General features: G+C 41.8%; 18 protein-coding genes. 3 read left to right on the plus strand and 15 right to left on the minus strand.

Features of this window, described 5'->3' with window-relative positions:
- The 3 genes from Q0A12_RS15080 to Q0A12_RS15090 all read right to left on the minus strand — a co-directional run.
- Nucleotides 1-1,765 (minus strand): MucBP domain-containing protein (locus tag Q0A12_RS15080; protein ID WP_291293449.1); only part of this gene is annotated, 1,765 nt, incomplete at its 3' end.
- Nucleotides 1,766-2,252: 487 nt separating this feature from the next.
- Complete coding sequence (locus tag Q0A12_RS15085; protein ID WP_291293450.1) at nt 2,253-2,828, minus strand: GNAT family protein; 576 nt, start codon at nt 2,826-2,828, stop codon at nt 2,253-2,255.
- A 45-nt stretch (nt 2,829-2,873) separates the two neighbouring features.
- Nucleotides 2,874-3,362, minus strand: coding sequence for a hypothetical protein (locus tag Q0A12_RS15090; protein WP_291293451.1), 489 nt, complete (start codon nt 3,360-3,362; stop codon nt 2,874-2,876).
- Between the two features lie 195 nt (nt 3,363-3,557).
- On the opposite strand from Q0A12_RS15090, the gene Q0A12_RS15095 reads away from it, so the two are divergent.
- Nucleotides 3,558-3,959 carry a hypothetical protein gene (locus Q0A12_RS15095; RefSeq protein ID WP_291293452.1) on the plus strand — a complete coding sequence of 134 codons (402 nt, stop codon included), beginning with the start codon at nt 3,558-3,560 and terminating at the stop codon, nt 3,957-3,959.
- 88 nt (nt 3,960-4,047) lie between these two features.
- Here the strand turns inward: Q0A12_RS15095 and adhE are convergent, their stop codons facing one another.
- The 9 genes from adhE to Q0A12_RS15140 form a co-directional block, all read right to left on the minus strand.
- Entirely contained in the window at nt 4,048-6,639 is a 2,592-nt protein-coding gene (gene adhE / locus Q0A12_RS15100) for a bifunctional acetaldehyde-CoA/alcohol dehydrogenase (RefSeq protein WP_291293453.1), read from the minus strand.
- Between the two features lie 328 nt (nt 6,640-6,967).
- Complete coding sequence (locus Q0A12_RS15105; RefSeq protein WP_291293454.1) at nt 6,968-8,047, minus strand: M42 family metallopeptidase; 1,080 nt, start codon at nt 8,045-8,047, stop codon at nt 6,968-6,970.
- A 12-nt stretch (nt 8,048-8,059) separates the two neighbouring features.
- A complete protein-coding gene (locus Q0A12_RS15110) occupies nt 8,060-9,124 on the minus strand; it encodes a M42 family peptidase (RefSeq protein WP_291293455.1) in 1,065 nt (354 codons plus the stop codon).
- A gap of 15 nt (nt 9,125-9,139) precedes the next feature.
- Nucleotides 9,140-9,661 carry a GrdB-related putative oxidoreductase gene (locus Q0A12_RS15115; RefSeq protein ID WP_291293456.1) on the minus strand — a complete coding sequence of 174 codons (522 nt, stop codon included), beginning with the start codon at nt 9,659-9,661 and terminating at the stop codon, nt 9,140-9,142.
- Nucleotides 9,662-9,674: 13 nt separating this feature from the next.
- Nucleotides 9,675-11,021 (minus strand): PTS sugar transporter subunit IIC, encoded by a 1,347-nt coding sequence (locus Q0A12_RS15120; RefSeq protein WP_291293457.1) that lies wholly within the window; start codon nt 11,019-11,021, stop codon nt 9,675-9,677.
- Between the two features lie 53 nt (nt 11,022-11,074).
- Nucleotides 11,075-12,022: a N(4)-(beta-N-acetylglucosaminyl)-L-asparaginase gene (locus Q0A12_RS15125; RefSeq protein WP_291293458.1), complete on the minus strand. Its 948-nt coding sequence runs from the start codon at nt 12,020-12,022 to the stop codon at nt 11,075-11,077.
- A gap of 154 nt (nt 12,023-12,176) precedes the next feature.
- On the minus strand, nt 12,177-13,478 hold the full coding sequence (locus Q0A12_RS15130; RefSeq protein ID WP_291293459.1) for a Sapep family Mn(2+)-dependent dipeptidase: 1,302 nt from the start codon (nt 13,476-13,478) through the stop codon (nt 12,177-12,179).
- Nucleotides 13,479-13,490: 12 nt separating this feature from the next.
- Nucleotides 13,491-14,219: a GntR family transcriptional regulator, LSA1692 subfamily gene (locus Q0A12_RS15135; RefSeq protein WP_060813156.1), complete on the minus strand. Its 729-nt coding sequence runs from the start codon at nt 14,217-14,219 to the stop codon at nt 13,491-13,493.
- 20 nt (nt 14,220-14,239) lie between these two features.
- On the minus strand, nt 14,240-15,082 hold the full coding sequence (locus tag Q0A12_RS15140) for a YitT family protein (protein ID WP_291293460.1): 843 nt from the start codon (nt 15,080-15,082) through the stop codon (nt 14,240-14,242).
- A gap of 230 nt (nt 15,083-15,312) precedes the next feature.
- On the opposite strand from Q0A12_RS15140, the gene Q0A12_RS15145 reads away from it, so the two are divergent.
- Entirely contained in the window at nt 15,313-15,744 is a 432-nt protein-coding gene (locus tag Q0A12_RS15145; protein ID WP_291293461.1) for an Hsp20/alpha crystallin family protein, read from the plus strand.
- A gap of 323 nt (nt 15,745-16,067) precedes the next feature.
- Here Q0A12_RS15145 and yajC read toward each other — a convergent pair whose 3' ends face one another.
- Together yajC and tgt are read right to left on the minus strand one after the other, a co-directional pair.
- Nucleotides 16,068-16,406 (minus strand): preprotein translocase subunit YajC, encoded by a 339-nt coding sequence (yajC, locus tag Q0A12_RS15150; RefSeq protein ID WP_291293462.1) that lies wholly within the window; start codon nt 16,404-16,406, stop codon nt 16,068-16,070.
- An 82-nt stretch (nt 16,407-16,488) separates the two neighbouring features.
- Entirely contained in the window at nt 16,489-17,634 is a 1,146-nt protein-coding gene (gene tgt / locus Q0A12_RS15155; protein WP_060813158.1) for a tRNA guanosine(34) transglycosylase Tgt, read from the minus strand.
- A gap of 193 nt (nt 17,635-17,827) precedes the next feature.
- On the opposite strand from tgt, the gene Q0A12_RS15160 reads away from it, so the two are divergent.
- A complete protein-coding gene (locus Q0A12_RS15160; RefSeq protein WP_291293463.1) occupies nt 17,828-18,541 on the plus strand; it encodes a DUF975 family protein in 714 nt (237 codons plus the stop codon).
- A gap of 201 nt (nt 18,542-18,742) precedes the next feature.
- Here Q0A12_RS15160 and Q0A12_RS15165 read toward each other — a convergent pair whose 3' ends face one another.
- Nucleotides 18,743-19,915, minus strand: a complete 1,173-nt coding sequence (locus tag Q0A12_RS15165; RefSeq protein ID WP_291293464.1) for an NADP-dependent malic enzyme — start codon at nt 19,913-19,915, stop codon at nt 18,743-18,745.
- Nucleotides 19,916-19,929: the final 14 nt, after the last annotated feature.

Genomic DNA, 19,929 nt, shown 5'->3' on the forward strand with positions numbered 1-19,929 from the left:
CCACTGTTACGTCGACAGCTGGTACAGGATGTTTCGTATACACATACGTCACGGTTTGCGCTTGATCACTCAATGTTCCCGTGCCATTTGTTGGCAACTGCGTATCGTCTATTGTATAACCGGTAATGGACAATTTGTACGCATCTGTCGTGGCATCATAAGTATCGCCAATATTCCCTGAGATTGCTTGTGGTGCATGAATCTCGTTGCCATCGATATCCACATATTCCACCGTTACGTCGACAGCTGGTACAGGATCTTTCGTATACACGTACGTCACGGTTTGCGCTTGGTCACTCAATGTTCCCGTGCCATTTGTTGGCAACTGCGTAGCATCTAATGTATAACCGGTAATTGACAGTTTGTACGTATCCGTCGTGGCATCATAAGTATCGCCTACATTTCCTGAGATTGCTTGTGAGGCATGGATCTCATTGCCATCGGTATCCACATATTCCACCGTGAAATCTGCAGCTGTCTCATGATGTTTGAGAGCAAATTGGTGCAAATAGGTGCCTGAAGAAATCGAATAAAAACTATAGCCATCAGGTTGCGCGTACGTTCCAGCAGGATTGTTTACAAAACAATTGTATTCCATGGTTTGAATGTCTTCAAACGCTTCTGGTGTAATACCAGAGACTGTGATTCCTTGATCGGTAATCGTTAATTGAGAAGAAGGAAGCTGAACACCATTCAAATCAAAGTACGTTTGACTCTGGCTGTTCGATGTTGTGAATGGCGGCACATATCCGTCAAAATTTGTGAGTCGGTTTGGCATAATCGAAAATGGAACAAAAAATGACTCCGTGGTACTGTCATAATTCAATACCTTAGCCGATAAGTTAGTCACTTCATCAAGTCTCCCGGTATTTTGACCATGAGCCGCAAGGTTTTCTAAGACAGGAAAATTGTTGATCACAGTAAAATCACTGACCCCACAAAATTGAATACGCAATTCATTTAAATTCGGCAATGAAGCCAATGGCGCAATCGTGGTAATATTCATATTCGATTCAAAAGTAAGTGATTCTAAATTATTCATTTTAAGAATTTTCGGATAAACAGCATTCGTTACATTAGCCGAAGAAAGATTCAGCCTAGTAAGATTATCCCCAAAATCAGGAACATTGTCGTCTGTAACATTAGCCCCCATTAAATAAGCATAGACTAAACTATTTATCTTAGTTAACACCGAGAAATCAGAAATCTGATTGGTTCCGTTCATGTAAAAGGAAGACAGGCTTGTAGCATATTCCAAACCGGTTAAATCAGCAAGAGCTGCATCAGTCGAATAGATATAGATTGTCTTCATTTTACTGATTTTTTCTTTGGTGATTTCTGATACTTCGATTCCTAATGCATTTGCCACAATTGACTGCAAAGTAGGATCTGGTAACCAACTAGAAAGGTCGTCCGCATTCGCATCATTGGCATCAGCAAATGTTCTCGGATGTACTTGTGGATTAGAATCTGTGGATTCACTCGTTTCATCCTCTTTTTCAGTAGAGGATGTGGCAGGAAGCGTAGTTCCTGTTGTTCCTGTTGTTTCTGTCGCAGATTCACTTTCAGAAGTTGTTTCTTCAGACGAAGAAACAGTTGTGGAAGATTCAGTATCCTTCGCAACTGAATCCGCGGAAGATTCTTGAGCGCTATCAGACTGTGGCAGATAATTCTCTTCCTCTGCCAATACCGTTAGGAATGGGGAAGCAAGTGACGACTGGAACAAGACAAATACAGATACATACCCAAATATTTTGCGTTTCATGTTAATCTCCTTTTAAGCTAATTATCATCTCTTTTTTCTAATCATTTTCTAACTATTTTCATATTATACGAAAATTTTGAAATAGTAAAATTATAACTTATATTGAAATATAACACGCCCCTATAGTCGCTTTCACACCCCATTTACGCCATTTCATTTGTTAAAAATAAGCAGCCCATCTGAGCCTATTCATTGACAAAAAAATTTAACCAAAATTTCTCAAAGAAAAATATTGTTATCTTTCTCATTAAATGGTTGATGAACTGTCCTTTTCTATTTATGGAAAATAAAAAAATTCAAAAGAATACTTTACGAAGAAACACCACCATTTCTTTCCCTTATCACTGCCAAATAATCATCTTTTTTTCCAACAATTCTTTCACAGCAAAAAAGTCCAAACAGGATACTCTCCCGCTGGACTGATGTTTTGCTTCTTTTGATTTTATTTGGTCATAACAAACTAGATTGACAATATCAATTAACGGAATTAGTGATCCCTTTTATTGGAAACACCCATTCTACTCTGCATTCTTTGCCATTCTTCTCGAAGTACACCATATTTTACGGAATCATAATAGTGCCCTTCCCAATAGCGAACTTTGCGGATCTGGGCTTCTTTGGTCATGCCTAGCTTTTCTCCTAGTTTCATCATCCGGTGATTACCGGACCACGTGGTGTAACCGACACGCTGGATATGAGGCTCTGCTTCAAACAAATCATGGATCCACTGCCGAATTGCTTGACTGCCGATGCCTTGATTCCAAAGGGAAGCGTCATAGATGGCTATACCGAACTCCAGCCATTGCTGTAAGTTGTTGTCTTCCCAATAAGCGGTAGCGATCCCCACGACTCTTCCTTGATAAATGATCGCTTTGCGCAACGGATTATCGATACAGCTAGCGCCAAACCCCATTCGAAATTCTTCCCAAGTCAACACAGGATCTTGAAAATAAGGACCATCCCATTTCTTCCATTCTAAATCTGCCTTAGGTCCATAGCTGATCGACCAAAGTTCCTTGAGGTTTTCTTGGGTGATTGCTTTTAACTGAATATGTTTTTCCATCTTTCTCCTTTTCAAACATCAAACGGTTGAAATCAAAAACTGAATCTATTTCTTTTTGCCAAATAGACGTTGTAGAAAGCCCGTTTTTTCGGACGTTGGTTCTTTGACTGCCACTGTGCTACCAGCGTCCTTCCATTTTCTCTGAAACGTAAGATTATCTTGTAAAAGCAATCCATTTAATTCAAGGATCCCTTTTAATCCAGCGATCGTTCGTCGCAACTCCCCCTCTTGTTGACCATAGAAATCCTTCTTCCCATTATCCTCAAGTTTTTCCAACTGCTGGATCAACTCTCGAAGTATTTGAGATTGATCTCCCAGAATAGCTGATATTTCTTCCACTTGACTTTCTTCTAACGTTGATGCCGTTTCATAAGTTGTTACTAAAGACAAACTATCGGCATAATCTTTTAAGTCAAAAAGAAACGTTTGGCTCGCTTCATCTTCGCTGATTGATGTTTGTATCAATCGTTTTTGTAACGCTTCCAATTGTTTTTGTTGAACGAGTAATTCGAATACCAATGTTTCTGTGTTCATCGGTACCACCTCCTAGTAATATTGTCATGTTTTTCCTTTGCTTCGTCAAGAAGTCGTTGCTCTATTTTTCAAAATAGTTTGTAGCTAAAAAAGCAACCACTGTACCTTATGCTATTGAATAATCAACCTACTTGTTTTAACATTACACTTATTAATCATTTCAAACCTTTCACTTTAATAAACAGGGGTGAACTCATGAAAAAAATTGTTCTTTCCGGAAGTCTTCACTTTCAATCAGAGTTGCAGGAACTCGCTGAAAACCTGACAGAAAAAGGATATCAGATTCTAAACTATCCCAAGCCAACCGCTGATTTATCAAAAGAATTTCCTTCTTTGTTTACTCATTTTTACAAAAGCATTGAAGAAGCAGACATTTTCTATTTGTACAATCATAAGAAAAATGGGGTAGCTGGTTCTATCGGTGCTGCCGGTTTTGCTGAAGCTACTTATGCGCTTTGTCGCAAGTTGCTTCACAATCAAAAAATCGATCTTGTTTTTTTAGAACAGCCAGATGAGGCGGTTGCTTGCTTTGAAGAAATCCACCAGTGGCAACAAAACGACTGGGTAACAATAGGAGAGCTTCCTTGGTTTAAATAAGCTCCGCTATAGCTACTTTTTTAAATTAGGCATACAACAAATATCCCCTCGGCAGCTAAGATACCGAGGGGATTGGTGTATTCATTGCTTAGCCGTTATAAGCATCCACAATGATTTGTTTCAATTCAGAAATCAATGGTTCTTTAGGGTTAGCTGTTGTACATTGGTCTTCGTAAGCCAATTCAGCCATACGATCTACAGTTGAATCCAATACTTCTTGAGTCACGCCTTGTGCTTTCAAGTTCATATCGATACCAACTTTTCTACCCAAATCATAAACGGCAGTTGCTAAAGCTTCCACTAGTTCCGCAGTTGTTTCTCCTTTAAGACCTAAGAATTTCGCGATGTCTGCGTAATCTGTGTCAGCACGGAAGAAATCATATTTAGGGAACATTGCATGCTTTTGAGGATCTTTGGCATTGTAACGGATGATATGCGGTAAAAGAATCGCATTGGTACGTCCGTGAGGAATACCATATTCTCCCCCAATTTTGTGAGCAACTGAGTGACAAATACCTAGGAATGCATTGGCGAAGGCCATACCTGCCATTGTTGAGGCATTATGCATTTTTTCGCGAGATTCCATGTCTGGTGTTTTCACTGATTTTTCTAAATAGTCAAAGACTAATTTGATTGCTTGTAGACTCAACCCACGAGTGTAGTCAGAAGCCATTACTGAAACATAAGATTCAATCGCATGGGTCAATACATCCATACCTGTGTCTGCTGTAACAGATGCAGGGACTGACATAACAAATTGAGGGTCAACGATTGCTACATCTGGTGTCAACGCGTAATCAGCTAATGGGTATTTCACGTGCGTATCGCTATCTGTGATAACCGCAAAAGGAGTTACTTCAGAACCTGTACCAGAAGTTGTTGGGATACATACAAATTGTGTTTTTTCTGGTTTGTCGATCTTGTATGTCCGTTTACGAATATCCAAGAATTTTTGTTTTGCGCCAAAGAAAGATGTATCTGGGTGTTCATAGAACATCCACATGCCTTTCGCAGCATCCATTGCAGATCCACCACCAAGGGCGATCACTGTATCTGGTTTGAAATCAACCATCATCTTCGTACCAGCGTAAACCGTATTTGTTGATGGGTTTGGTTCTACATCTGAGAAGACTTCGATTTTGACATCATTTTTACGACGAGCTAGAACTTCGCGAACGGTATCGCAGTAGCCGAATTGAACCATTCCTGGGTCACAAACGATCATGACACGTTCAACATTTTCCATTTTCTCTAAGTACAATAGAGAGTTCTTTTCAAAGAAGATTTTTGGCGGTAATTTAAACCATTGCATATTATTTCTCCGTTTCGCTACAGTTTTAACGTTGATCAAGTTCACAGCAGAAACATTACGAGAAACAGAGTTCTTTCCGTATGAACCACAACCAAGTGTCAATGAAGGGATCATTTCATTGTAAATATTACCGATACCACCTTCAGCAGATGGTGTGTTCACCAAGATACGGCAAGCTTTCATGCGTAGGCCAAATGCCAATTGCAAGTCTTCATTTTCTGTGTGGATAACCGCTGTATGTCCTAATCCACCTAAATCAAGCATCGCTTCACATTTTTGGAAAGCATCTTCTGTGTTGTTTGCTTTGATCATCGCTAGAACTGGAGAAAGTTTTTCGCGAGATAATGGGTAATCTGCACCCACGCCATCTAGTTCTGCAATCAATAATTTTGTACCTTCTGGCACTTTGATACCTGCTAGTTTAGCGATATCCATTGCTGAATGACCAACGATTGCTGGATTTACAGCATATTTGCCTTCATTCATCACTGCATCTTCAAGTTTTTGCAATTCTTTTGGTTTTACCACATATACTTGATGGGCTTCAAATTCTGCTTTAACGGCTGCGTAGACTTCTTTATCAACGATCACTGCTTGTTCAGAAGCACAAATCATTCCGTTATCAAATGTTTTTGAAACGATCAAGTCGTTGACGGCGCGTTTGATTTTTGCAGTTTTTTCAATGTAAGAAGGAACGTTACCTGGTCCTACACCTAGAGCTGGTTTTCCTGTTGAGTATGCGGCTTTGACCATGCCTGCACCACCAGTTGCCAATACGATGGCGATCCCTGGGTGATTCATCAATAAACCTGTTGCTTCGATTGATGGATGTTCGATCCATTGCACACAGTTTTCTGGCGCACCAGCTGCGATCGCTGCATCACGAACGATCCGTGCTGCTTCTGCTGAACATTTTTGAGCAGATGGATGGAAAGCAAAGACGATTGGGTTACGGGTTTTCAACGCGATCATCGCTTTGAAGATCGTTGTTGATGTTGGGTTAGTTGTTGGTGTTACCCCACAGACAACCCCAACTGGTTCAGCAATTTCGATCAAACCTTTTTGTTTGTCTTCATTGATCACGCCAACTGTTTTGTCATGTTTGATGCTATTCCAAATATATTCTGAAGCATACATATTTTTGATTGCTTTATCTTCGTAGATTCCGCGTCCAGTTTCTTCAACTGCCATTTTCGCAAGTGGCATATGTTTGTCTAAGGCTGCCATTGCCATTTCGTGTACGATATGGTCAACTTTCTCTTGATCAAAGTTTTCCATTTCTTTTAAGGCCACGTTTGCTTTTTTTGCAAGATCATCGATCATTGCTTGTACATCAATTGTTACTTCTTTTTCCAATGTCTTAGCCATTGTAATCCTCCTAGTTCGTTAACAATTTATTTGTTAATTACTTCACATACACATCATACAACATCTCTTTTTATTTGTAAACAATTTTTGTGATTTTTTTCACAGTTTTTAAAAATAAGTTAAATCAACCGTTTACAAGACCTCAAGTTATTTTAAAACGTTTTTTATCGAATGGGAAGTTCATGTGCTTTATTGAGCAATCAGTGATCGTACCTTGCTTTTTCAAGAAAAAAAACCGATTTATTTGATTGTCTTTCAAATAAATCGATTCTAAGTATTTACTGGAACTGAATTTAGCTTTGTATCCACGAAGAGGAACAATAACATCCTATTCCCAAATTTTGAAAGAGCGTATCTCCTCGGAGGAAAGCTTTTTCAAAAATTCGCTCAATAAAAGGATGGTTTGCAGGCAATCCTGTTTATGAATGATCAATCTCGAGGAATGCATATATCTTGTTGGAATCGAGACTGTCATGGCGACGACACCTGTCATTGCTTTGTGGATATTGCAAGCATCTGTTCCACCAACAGTCATGAAGTCATGGCGATAAGACAATTTTTGTGCCGTTGCAATCTCCTCCATTTTGGCAAGCAGTTCGCTATTGCCGATCGTCAAAGAATCCAAAACGGAAAGTACGGGCCCTTTTCCTAGCTCTAATCCCCCTTGATCAAAGGGTGTGTCTACAGCCGTGGTAACATCTAATGCAATCGCCAAATCGGGCTTAATGCTATGGGCAGCTGTGCGGGCACCACGTATTCCGACTTCTTCTTGAGTCGTTGCCGCAAAATAAACATCAACAGCTAGCTCTTCTTTGGCTAAAGCTTTCATGATCTCAATGCAGACCCCCACACAAACTCGGTCATCCCACGCTTTCCCTAGCAAGTAATTCGGATCATTCATTTCACGAAAGGCGGTCTTAGGTGTCACCATGTCGCCAATGTTTATTCCTAACTGGCGAATGTATTCAGCTGACGGAACTCCCATATCTAAATAAAACTCATTTGCCGGGATCACTTTATTCTTTTCTTCCGGCGGCATCCCGTGGGGCGCACGGCTTCCAATGACCCCTGTGTATTTCTTGCCTTCCATCGTCGTGACACGCATTTCTTGTGCAGGCATGACGTGTCCCCACCAGCCGCCTACCGGTAAGAGTTTCAAATAGCCTTCTTTGGTAATTTGCCGTACCACGAAACCGACTTCGTCCATGTGGGCTGACAACATCACTTTGGGCGCATTCGCTTTAGAACTCTTTTTTACTAAGATCAATGAACCAAGGTTGTCATAGAAACAAGCGTCAACTGCTCCTTCTGCATATTTCTTCACGATTCTGGATACTTCTTTTTCTCGTCCGCCGATACCATCGGCTTCACTTAATTCTTTTAGGATTTCTAAGTCTACAGCTCTCATAGGGATCGTCTCCTAGCGGTTTTCTTCTTTGAATGAAACAATCGCTGCTTCGTCTAACTCTTTCAGAAAAAGATAGAGGGCTTGACTGACTGTTTCATAATCTTCTTGCGAAACAACTTGAGCTGCGGTGTTCATATTTCTTACAGGCATGTTCATAAATAAGACGGGACATCCTGTCCGTAATTTGTTGAACCAAGCACCGTCTGAGTCTTCTAATGAGAAATAATATTGATAAGGTAACGCTGCCTCTTCACAGATTTTTCTTAATTCTTCCATCGGTAACCTATTGGGCAAAACGGATGGATCATAATACGTCAATAAAACCCCTTTGGAGAGCTCGCCTTGGCTATCGCCAGCATCTTCTTGATAATCCCAAGCTCGATTTGTATCTAAAATGATCGTTAGGTCTGGTGCAACCAAATTCGCTGCTGTTTGAGCCCCTCTGGCACCAACTTGCTCCTGAACCGTACATCCGACATATAAATCGAAAGGAAAGCTGAGTTGATTTTCATAAATTTGATGCAACAGATTAATCGTTTGGTTAACAGAAATCCGACCATTCCAATTATGGGCGATCCATTCCTTCCCATTTTTGCTGACAGTGAATTTTGGGGCAAAGGTCACCATATCCCCCAAAGAAACTTCTTCTGACAAGGCTTCCGTTTTTGAAGAAAAGCCAAAATCTAGTAAAACGTCCTCTTTTCCCTGTACTTGGTTTGCTTTGTTTTGTCCTAAAATGACTCCCGGGAAGGTTTTCCCTTGACGATTGTACAAGTGGACTTCCTGTCCCAATAAGCTATTTGGCTCGATTTTCCCCATTATTAGTCCGCGAATCAAGCCGTTTTCTTCAATTTTTTTGACAATAAACCCAAGTTCATCCATATGAGCAGTCACTAAAACAGTAGCAGGATTCTCTTTTTCAGATTTAACGACGGCATAGATCGAACCTAGGTTGTCATAGATGATTTCATCGCAATAAGGTGCATAACACTCTTTCAATAATTTGGAGATTGTTTTTTCTCTTCCGGAAATCCCGGGAGTTTTGACCACTTTTTCCAGCTGATCCATTTGTCCCATCTGCTTTACCACTCCTTAATAACAATGTTCCTTCACGTAATCCGCTGTGTCTTGTTTCTCCGCTTTCAACTGGCAAAGTGTCAACATCTCATTCATTGCTTCTGTAAGTCCAGTACCACCCTTTTTAGGCATTTTTACAATATCTACTTGCTCTTTAAATCGGTTGATGACCTCTTGGCATTCCGTAGACATCGCCGCAACAGCCGGGATCTGCACCTTTTCTTCGACAACTTTTGCAACTTCAGCAGCCATTTCCCCATATTTTTCATAATTAAAGCATGGACCACACAGTAGAACATCTGCGCCTAATTTCTGGACCATGGCGGCAATCTTTAAAGAAGATTCCCGCGCATGACTTCGATAATAGTCATCCCCACAATAAATCGTAGCGAGAACTTCCATGTGTTTTTCCTTTAATAACTTTTCGAACATTTTGACAGAACCAATGGCTGTCTTTTGCCCCCCTAATGGCTGATCCCCATGTTCTTTGCCACCCAGGCCGGCTTGAATCTGATCCAGTAAAAAGACTATTTTCATTGTGATCCCCCTTCTATAACAAGTGATCGATGGAAATATCGTCAAATGACAATTCCAGTTCTTCACTTTTGGCTTGTTCTGCATCCCGTTCATCTTTTAGGTATTGCTTGTCTAATGCCATGATAAATGGATAGTAGATCAAACAACCAATGGCTAATAGAATCAATTGCCAGACAGAAGCAATCAAACTGCCGGTACTCAAATACCCTGAAAAGCCAATTGGCGTCGTCCACGGTAAAGATACGCCGGTGGTATAAGGAATGATCCCTAAGTTCGTTACCAATGTCGATAAAAGCAGATTAACTACTGGAACGGCAATAAAAGGAATAATAATGATTGGATTCAATACGACAGGCAAACCAAAAATAATTGGTTCATTGATGCCAAAGATCCCGGGAACCAGTGAAAGTTTTCCTAGTTCTTTGATCCGTTTTGATTTACAGAACAGGACCATAATAATCACAAGTGAAAGTGTAGAACCGCCGCCGCCAAAGTTGGTAAAGAAGTTCGAAAATGGATCCGTAAAGATGTTTGGCAAGTCTTTACCGGCTTGAAAAGCATCTAGATTTTCCATCGTTAGAATTCTTAGAATCGGCGCGAATACAGAATTGGCTACCGCCGGACCATTGATCCCAAAGAACCAAAAAATCGTACAGGCTAGACTATAGATGATCTGTGCGGTTAATGTATTCCCCGCACCTTTCAATGGCATTTGCAAAACGTTAAAGATAAAATCATGAACGGTGCCAAAAGGTGTCAGACCAAACAAAATATTGATGACAAAAAATAAGAGCATGACTAACGCACTTGGAATCAGTGCAGCAAAGGATTTCGTTACTGCAGGTGGAACCCCATCAGGCATCTTGATGGTCCAGCCTCGTTTTGTTGTGTAAGCATAGATTTCTACAGAAATAATTGCGACGAGCAAACCGACAAAAATCCCATTTGTTCCTAAGTGATCAAAAGAAAGTCCGCTAACAGGATCAGCTACCCCTTCCACGACCAGCTTATTGGGAGTTAAAATCAAAAACGCAATCACAGCCACTGCTGCCGCTTGAATGGGATCGGTTTTCTTTTCTCTCCCATAAGCATATGCCGTTCCTAGACAGGAAAAGAAACCCACTGTATTAAAGACAGAACCAGAAACCCGAGTGACCCACGATTCCCAACCTGTACCAAACATTCCTGCCCAAAACTCTGACCATCCTGGTATCGGAAAATTTGCGAACAGGAGGAAAATCGAGCCTACAATCACTAATGGTGTCGTGATTAAAAAGCCATCCCGCACTGCGATCAAGATTTTGTTCTGCCCTAGCTTTACCGCAAGCGGCATCAACACATTTTCTAATTTATCGAACATTCCACTCTTCCTTTCGAGACTTTGCTCAAAGCTTGCAATCCTCTTTTTTTACGTCATACTGGTGCTTTGATTCGTGCTTCGTATGCATCAAGCCACTCTTGTGTGATCGGTGTGATCACCGTGGTTTGGTCTGGACCAGGATTGGCCATATAAATAGCCGGTTCTTGGTCTGCTGTCGCAACACTAAATGTAAATTCTACATTTGTGGCCACCCCCCATGCCCCATTTTTATCTAAAGCAATCAACGAGAACGCACCAGCTTTGCCATAGCGTTTACGCAATCGCTCTTCAAACCTATAAACGGCCTGATCACAAGCGGACTGTGGTGAAAGACCTTCTCCCATCAAACGGACGATTTCGTAAGAGAGGCAGCCTTTCATCAGGTCTTCACCCAAACCAGTGGCGGCAGCCCCGCCAATTGTACTATCTACATAAAATCCTGAACCGGATAGTGGGGAATCTCCCACGCGTCCTTGTTTTTTCATGAACAAACCAGAGCTAGAGGTTCCGACTGCCATTTGCTGTTGCGTATCGAGAGCGACAACGCCAACCGTGTCATGGCCATCGTAAGGATCGAGATTGGAAGCAGCAATTTCTGCTAATCGTTTTTCCCAGATTTTTTTTGCCCGTTCGGTCAACATATTCTTTCGTTCAAATCCAGCCAGCATTGCATATTCGGTAGCCCCTTGCCCTACTCGAAAGCTATTGAATTTTTCATCACTCAATCGGCGAGCAACAGAAATCGGATTGGCAACATCGGTAATCCCTGCAACGGCGCCAATCTTAAATGTTTCACCATCCATAAAAGCAGCATCCATTTCGACGATGCCGCGTTCATTTGGCAACCCGCCATAGCCAACTGATTTATAAAATGGATAATCTTCCACTGCTTTGATGGCAGTTTCTACTGCATCTTTGCATGACGCTTGTGCTTCTAAAACTTCTTTGGCTGCCAGTACACCATCGTGTGCCATTCGCCAAGTTGCGATCATTCCCCACATATCTTTCCCTCCATCATTTATAGCGCTTTCAAGTATATTCTATATGGTATATACTACTATGTCTATACTAAAAAACGAGTTTCTTTCAAATCTCATCGATTTATAAGAAACTCGTTTCGGATTAATTTTTTATTGTTGAGGGTTCATCGCATTCTTATTCTGTTAATGCTTTGATGCTTCGCATATAGATTTCCAAATTCATCCGCAAATCAGCACTGTCCATGTACTCATTCTTATTGTGTGCAATCCCTTTTTGACCTGGAAAAGACGGACCAAATGCTAAGATATTCGGCATTTTACGGGCATAAGTTGCCCCTGTCGTGGTGACTGGCGTGGGGTCATTGCCGGTGACTTTCTGATAAATGGCGGACAGTTTGGCAATTTCGGTTGATTCTTTGTCTCGGCAAAATCCGGGAATGCTACGAATGACTTCTAGTTCGACACCGAGAGGCAGTTGTCTTTGCAAACGGGTCACCACGTCTGTTTCTGAAACAGACACGGGATAGCGAAAGGCAACTTCCAACAACAATCCTTCAGGAGCCTTTTGCATCACGACAGGTGTTAAAATCAATTTACCAGAATCTTCGTCAGCCAACGCCAAGTCAACCCCTTCTCCAAAATGCTGCTGATGAAAGCTTTGGCAGATCCAACGAAAATAAGCTTGTGCGATTGGCGGAACTTTTTGCGACTCAGCCAGTTGGGCTGCCATGAGGGTAATCGCATTTGCTCCCAATTCAGGAGCATTGCTTGGAGAACGTTTCCCTGTGACTTCAAACGTCTGTCCAGCAACGCCTACGCTCAAGTAATCGGGAACATGGTCTCGGAATTGATCCCCCTGAAACGAGGTAAATTGATGCAATTCATCATCAGGCAGCGGAAAATGAAGGGCTACATTGACGACGCCCCGCTCGCCGTAGACTACCGGATACTTACAATCTGGCGTAAATCCGAACACAGGTGGTTGTTCTGCGGCCAAATAATGAGGAACATCCGACATACCACTTTCTTCATCCGTACCGAAAATGATTCGCAGATTTTTTTTCGGTTGATGTCCCAATTCTTTCAATAATTTCATCCCATAAAGGCAACTGATGATTGGTCCTTTGTTGTCTAGAATCCCTCGACCATAAAGGCGGCCATCTTTTTCACTTAAATCAAACGGCGGAAAATCCCAGCCTGAGCCAGCAGGCACCACATCGAGGTGTCCCAGGATACCGATATAGTCTGATCCTTCGTTTCCCCACTGTGCATAGCCGATCACATCATCGATCACCTTTGTTTCAAATCCAAAAGCGGCACTTTTGTCCATTACCAAAGACAAAACTCGCCGAGTCTCCGTACCATAGGGCGCCTGTGGCATAGGGTTTGATTTCACACTAGGCACTTCTATGACCTGTTTGAGTAAATCTAAAAAGTCTGGCCAATTTTTCTCAATCGCTGCACTGATTTGATCCATTTTTTCCACCTCTTATTTTTGTCGTACCAATGTATTTTTAAAGGTATATTTATCTGCACGATAAAAGGACGTATCGAACAAGATCGGTTTTGCAGAAGGAGAATACGTCATCGAATGGACGAGAAGCATGGGTTCCTCTTCTGAGACATGCAATAGCTTGGCAATATCTGGCGGACTTTTGACCGCTTCCACTTCTTGATGAGAATAACCAATTTCAATGTTGGCTTCGATTACTTCATACAAAGAAGATTCTAACTGGTCTTGGGTGATTTCGCCGGACTCTTTTTCCAAATAACGTTTCAATACATAGAGATTCTCCACCGTCATCGGTTCATCATCAAAGTAACGCAAGCGAGTCAGATACACCATTGGTTCTTTGCCATAATTACCGAACATCTGGCGGATCTTCGTTGGTAATTCTTTCACTGTCTCTACCTGTAATACTTCAGTTCGGGTCTTTTTCCCTTGGGCTTTGGCTGTTTCGGTAAAGCTTTGCAAGCCGCCAGATCCACTTTGGATCTTTGGCTGCTTCATCACATACGTTCCTTTGCCCTTTTCTTTGACTAAAATATTTTGAGTGATCAGAAGATCGATTGCTTTGCGGACAGTTAGGCGACTGCATTGAAATTCCTCCGCTAAATCATAATCAGAAGGCAGCTTCTGACTGGTTACATAGGTGCCATCATTGACGCGTTGCGCGATTTTATCTGCTACTTCCTGGAAAACTGCTTGTTTTTTCACTTGATTCCCTACTTTCTACTCTACCATTCATAAAACGGACGATTCGCACTCACACCGGAAGCCACACTAACAAAAGCTTGGGTGTCGACAGATTGAATCAGCCCTTCAACTGTTTTTAATTCTTTTTGGGAGATGACTAAAAGCAACAATTTCTTCTGTTGATGATCAAAGCCGCCCTCCACATCGTTGATGACAGTGATACCTCGCTGAAGTGCACATTGCAATGTCGTAATGACACCTTCTGCTTTGTCGGTTACTACAAGCAATTGCACACGTCTTTGCTTGAGGTTCACGTAATCTACCATCCGACCACTGATAAAGAAAGAGATGGCACTATAAAAAGCGTAAGGCCAACCAAAAATCATGCCGGCAACGAGTTGAAGACTAACATTAAAAAAGATGAAGAAACTGCCGATACTTTTACCGGTCATCATTTTTACTAAGATTCCTAAAATATCTAATCCCCCAGTGGAGAAATCATCATTCAAAGTCAGACCGACAGAAAAGCCGTGGAGCAATCCGCCAAAAACAGCGCAGATAACCGGATCTGTAGTTAATGTGACAACTGGGATCACCTTCATCATAACAGATGAAAGGAAGACAGTACAAACCGTCATAAGCGTAAAATCACGATCGATCTTAAACCATGCAACCGCTAACAGCGGCGCATTAAAAAATAAGACCAACAAAGGGATCGACCACTCGATACCGAAGTGGACTTGCAAGAGTTGCGACAATAATTGTGAAAGTCCGGTAATTCCACTGGCATATATATTTCCTGGCAGCCAGAACATATTCAATGCAACCGACGATAACACTGCGTAAATAAGTGCAACGGCTAAGCGTTTTATTCTTATTGGCATAAGGCTCTCCTTTCCTTTCGGTTATAGTATATATCATAAAGTATATACTGTCATCTAAAAAAAGACTCTCGACTAAAGAAGCGACTTTGCTGAGCCTTCGTCGTTCCCGGTATAAAGGGGAAAATACTTTCTTGCAACAAATCTGGCAAAAGAGAGTAAAATACTTGAAAACTGACTAATTTTGACTAAAATAATAATTGGAAAGAAAAATAAAGAAAGGATTGATTATTATGTCACATGAGATTGAACCTCGTCGCTCAGATGCCTATAGTATGACACCTTTTAATTTCTTCGAAGATTTTGGTCGCAGCTTTTTTGATGGATTTAAGTCGAACATGATTAAAACGGATATTCACGAAAATGACTCGGAATATCTGGTTGAAGCAGAGCTGCCTGGTATTCCAAAAGAGAATATCCAAGTTACTTATGAAAATGGTATTTTAACGATTGCTGGTCATCATCAGTCGGCTACGACGACTGATGACAAAAAAGGCAAATTGGTGCGCAGCGAACGTAGTCTAACAAGTGTCCGTCGTCAATATTTACTGGAAAATGTCAAAGAAGACGACATCAAAGCCTCCTATTCAGAAGGTATTCTTAAATTGACTTTGCCAAAAGATGATTCCGGCAAAGAACCGAAGAAAATCATTCCAATCGAGTAATCGGATGATTTTTACAAAATCAAACAGCCCTCTTAACAGAAATGCCTGTTAAGAGGGTTTCTATTTAGGAAAAATTCGACTTCGCAAGTTTTAGAGAAAAGAAATGCTTCGTCTACCAGGGACTGTGACAAAAGCCTCTTACAAGTAACCATATCCGAACACTTTATAGTATTGCTCCTTTGCTCGCTTGCCTGATTTTCTTAGATTACCTAAAACAGCCTGCCAAAGTCTGAGTAACTCCCCCCACGCAAAAAAAATCAAAGGCCGCAAAGTCTGCTGCCTTTGATTTCTATCGGTCATTCTATCAGACGGACTGAAAAGACTTATTTTTCAGTGTCTTCGGTTTTTGTTTCCTCAACAACATCTGCTGGTTCGATTTCAGTTGCAACTGATCCACCGGTACCAGGTACGACTGTACGGATTGATGCGCGATCGAATTCCAAGAAAATACCTTCACAGTCAAGAACAACTGTGTTCTTATCTGTATTTACTTCAGAAAGAACGCCATGAAGTCCGCCAATTGTTACTACGCGATCTCCAGCTTTCATATTTTCCAATAAGTTTTTTCGTTCTTGTTGTTGTTTCTTTTGTGAACGGCTCATGAAGAACCACATTGCCACCAAAGCAACAAGCATAAAGAGCATTGGTAAAGATTGTGCCATTTTTTTCACCTCAATTTTTTTACTTTTCTATAGATACTTTATCAGAATCTGACGTGTATTCCTACCGTTTTACCACATTAAATTAGAAATTCTTGGCATTTTCTTTATTGAAGCCATATTCCTCGAAGAAATGTTGGCGGAATTCCAACAAGTTGTCATCCATGATTGCTTGACGGACTTGTTTCATCAAATTCAATAAGAAATAAACATTGTGGTATGACGTTAAACGGATACCGAATGTTTCATCACATTTGATCAAGTGACGAATGTACGCACGTGAATAGTTCTTGCAAGTGTAGCAATCACAATTTTCATCAATTGGTCGGAAATCACGGGCAAATTGCGCGTTCTTCACAACTAATCGACCTTTGGAAGTCATACACGTTCCGTTACGGGCGATTCGAGTCGGCAATACGCAGTCAAACATATCGACCCCGCGAATCACGCCATCGATCAGAGAATCCGCAGCGCCCACCCCCATCAAATAGCGTGGTTTGTGGTCAGGAATCCATGGTGTAGTAAATTCCAAGACGCGATTCATTTCAGCTTTCGGCTCTCCTACTGACAGACCGCCAATCGAATAGCCAGGAAAGTCCATGCTGATCAAATCTTGCGCACTTTGTTTCCGTAAATCTTCAAAGCCGGCGCCCTGAATGATTCCAAATAGTCCTTGAGAATCTGGATTGGCATGGGCTTTTAATCCACGTTCTGCCCAGCGAGAAGTCCGTTCTACTGATTTTTTGACATAATCATAGCTTTCGTCAAATGGCGGACATTCATCAAAACTCATCATGATATCAGAACCCAATTTGTTTTGGATATCGATGGCTTTTTCCGGTGAAAGGAACATTTTAGAACCGTTTAGATGGTTCTTAAAGTGAACACCTTCTTCAACGATATTTCGCATATCTGCTAATGAGAAGACTTGGAAGCCGCCAGAATCAGTTAGAATCGGCTGATCCCAATTCATAAATTTGTGAAGCCCACCTGCTTCGGCCACTAGATCTTCTCCTGGTCGCAGCCATAAGTGATATGTATTACTTAAAATGACACCAGCACCCATGGCTTTCAATTCTTCCGGTGCAAGGGTCTTAACAGTAGCTAACGTTCCTACAGGCATAAACATGGGGGTTGGAAAAGTACCATGCGGTGTGATCAATTCACCTAAACGGGCACCTGTATGTTTCTCTTTCTTGATCAGACGATAACGAATGGCAGGTTGCGACATTCATTTCCCTACTTTCTTTATAGACTCGATTTACTGTGCAACGCTATTAATGATAAGGGTTGTGGTAGGAATTTGCAAGAAGCTTTCAGATTCTCTTCTTCTTTTTCAAAAAAACTTTCCTTTCATTAGCCTATTTTTTGTACAATCTATGGTCTTTTGCTATCATATTAAACAAATAGAAAGGAGGGTTTTTATGAAAACGATTGGACAACTAAAAAGCGAAGCCAAGTCGGTGCTCAGCGGTCGCTGGAAAGACAGTGTCTTGATGTGCTTAGTTCCGACTTTGATTTCAATCGCGTTTGCTATTGTGCTTGTGGTGGTTGTCGTGTTGCCTTTGATGGCACTAAGCCAAACAAGTGGATTTGACGGTCAATCCATCAATGAAGCGTCAAATGCAACAGGCGGTAGCGGCGGTGGTAGCGGATTGATCGGCGGGCTCTTTGCAGCGTTGTTCGGAGCAGGGATTTCTTGGACATTCCTTGATCTGTTACGCGGCAAGAAGCAAGAGATTCGGCCATTTTCTGATGTTTTTCGCGGATTTAGCGGAGCGTTCGCTCTTGGTATCATCGTCATCTATATTTTATCAACGATTTTCACTAGTTTATGGGCATTATTATTTGTGATTCCAGGGATCATCAAGTCTTACTCCTACTCACAGGCGTATTTCATTTATTACGATACTTATGAACAAACAGGGACACGCCCCGATTTTCTGGCTTGTATCACGGCTAGCCGCCGCTTGATGAAGGGCTATAAAGGAAAACTGTTCTTGCTTGACTTGAGTTTTATTGGCTGGCACATTCTAGCCATTATCACCGCTGGAATCGGGTACCTTTGGTTAACACCTTATATCAGTGCTACCAAAGCAGCCTTCTATGATAATTTGCCAAAACAGACAGTAGCCTAAAAAAAGGGCTGTGCCATAAGTCTCCGACAAGTAACATTCTCCGAACAGTAACTAGTATTGCTCCTGCGGTGCAGGGACTCCTCGTCGCAAAAGTAGGAGTCTGTCGCAATAGACTATTGTTCGGTTTCACTTGTTGGATAATGACTTATGCCACAGTCCTTTTTTTTATGAAAAACTGACTTCAACCCAATGTTGCTACCGTCAATTGACGCTTTCTGCTAGGACAGCATCTTTGACTGAATCTGCCACAATCTTAGCGACTCCTTCTTGGAAAGCATCCGGAATAATATTTGTTGGCGTCAGCTCCTCGTCTGGGATCAAGCTGGCAATTCCTTTGGCTGCGGCAATCTGCATCTCAACGGTGATTTTGCGGGCTTGGGCATCTAAAGCTCCACGGAAAATCCCTGGAAAAGCCAACACATTATTGATTTGATTTGGAAAATCACTACGTCCGGTCCCTACAATATAGGCCCCTCCTGCCAAGGCTTCGTCGGGGAAGATTTCCGGAACTGGATTAGCCATAGCAAAGATCACAGGTTTGTCTCCCATCTCAGCGATCCATTCCTTTTTCAATGCCCCCGGAGCGGAAACACCAATGAAAATATCGGCCCCTTTCAATGCGGTCCGCAAATCTCCGGAAAGATGATCCCGATTTGTCACTTTAGCAATCTCTGCATGATGCGGTGGCAACTGATCATTTTCTTCATTCAAGATTCCCACCTTATCTACAACAATGATATTTTCTGCACCGGCTGCCAAAAATTTTCGAGTAATCGAAAGCCCTGCGGAGCCACCTCCGTTGACAACGATTTTGGCTTCTGCCAGCGATTTGCCAATCAATTTCAGACTATTGAAAGCAGCTGCTAATACAACGATGGCCGTCCCATGCTGGTCATCATGGAAGATCGGAATCCCGCATTCTTCGATCAACCGCTGCTCGATTTCAAAACAGCGCGGCGCACTGATATCTTCTAAATTGATTCCCCCGAAGGTTGGTGCGATTGCTTTGACGATCGCAATGATTTCTTCGGTGTCTTGGGTGTCTAACACGATAGGGATCGCATCGACATCGGCAAAGCGTTTGAATAAAGCGGCTTTCCCTTCCATGACCGGCATTGCTGCTTCCGGTCCAATATTTCCCAGTCCTAACACTGCGGAACCATCGCTTACAACAGCGACAGTGTTTTTCTTAGTTGTCAATGAATAGGCCAGTTTTCTATCTTCTGCAATTGCGGAAGAGACAGCAGCTACCCCTGGAGTGTAGGCAATACTTAAATCTCGTCGATTTTCGATTGCGACTTTCGAGACGACTTCCAATTTTCCGCCATATTCTTTGGCTTGTTGCAAAGCGATTTCTTTTACATCTTCTGACATGATAGGTTCCTCCT

The organism is Enterococcus sp. (assembly GCF_022711995.1).
In the GTDB taxonomy this organism is placed as follows: Bacteria; Bacillota; Bacilli; order Lactobacillales; family Enterococcaceae; genus Enterococcus_D.

Excerpts from the sequence above, each read along its gene's own strand:
- Q0A12_RS15085 (WP_291293450.1), bottom strand. The coding sequence starts at position 2,828 with ATGGAAAAACATATTCAGTTAAAAGCAATCACCCAAGAAAACCTCAAG.
- Q0A12_RS15090 (WP_291293451.1), bottom strand. The coding sequence starts at position 3,362 with ATGAACACAGAAACATTGGTATTCGAATTACTCGTTCAACAAAAACAA.
- Q0A12_RS15095 (WP_291293452.1), top strand. The coding sequence starts at position 3,558 with ATGAAAAAAATTGTTCTTTCCGGAAGTCTTCACTTTCAATCAGAGTTG.
- adhE (WP_291293453.1), bottom strand. The coding sequence starts at position 6,639 with ATGGCTAAGACATTGGAAAAAGAAGTAACAATTGATGTACAAGCAATG.
- Q0A12_RS15105 (WP_291293454.1), bottom strand. The coding sequence starts at position 8,047 with ATGAGAGCTGTAGACTTAGAAATCCTAAAAGAATTAAGTGAAGCCGAT.
- Q0A12_RS15110 (WP_291293455.1), bottom strand. The coding sequence starts at position 9,124 with ATGGGACAAATGGATCAGCTGGAAAAAGTGGTCAAAACTCCCGGGATT.
- Q0A12_RS15115 (WP_291293456.1), bottom strand. The coding sequence starts at position 9,661 with ATGAAAATAGTCTTTTTACTGGATCAGATTCAAGCCGGCCTGGGTGGC.
- Q0A12_RS15120 (WP_291293457.1), bottom strand. The coding sequence starts at position 11,021 with ATGTTCGATAAATTAGAAAATGTGTTGATGCCGCTTGCGGTAAAGCTA.
- Q0A12_RS15125 (WP_291293458.1), bottom strand. The coding sequence starts at position 12,022 with ATGTGGGGAATGATCGCAACTTGGCGAATGGCACACGATGGTGTACTG.
- Q0A12_RS15130 (WP_291293459.1), bottom strand. The coding sequence starts at position 13,478 with ATGGATCAAATCAGTGCAGCGATTGAGAAAAATTGGCCAGACTTTTTA.
- Q0A12_RS15140 (WP_291293460.1), bottom strand. The coding sequence starts at position 15,082 with ATGCCAATAAGAATAAAACGCTTAGCCGTTGCACTTATTTACGCAGTG.
- Q0A12_RS15145 (WP_291293461.1), top strand. The coding sequence starts at position 15,313 with ATGTCACATGAGATTGAACCTCGTCGCTCAGATGCCTATAGTATGACA.
- yajC (WP_291293462.1), bottom strand. The coding sequence starts at position 16,406 with ATGGCACAATCTTTACCAATGCTCTTTATGCTTGTTGCTTTGGTGGCA.
- tgt (WP_060813158.1), bottom strand. The coding sequence starts at position 17,634 with ATGTCGCAACCTGCCATTCGTTATCGTCTGATCAAGAAAGAGAAACAT.
- Q0A12_RS15160 (WP_291293463.1), top strand. The coding sequence starts at position 17,828 with ATGAAAACGATTGGACAACTAAAAAGCGAAGCCAAGTCGGTGCTCAGC.
- Q0A12_RS15165 (WP_291293464.1), bottom strand. The coding sequence starts at position 19,915 with ATGTCAGAAGATGTAAAAGAAATCGCTTTGCAACAAGCCAAAGAATAT.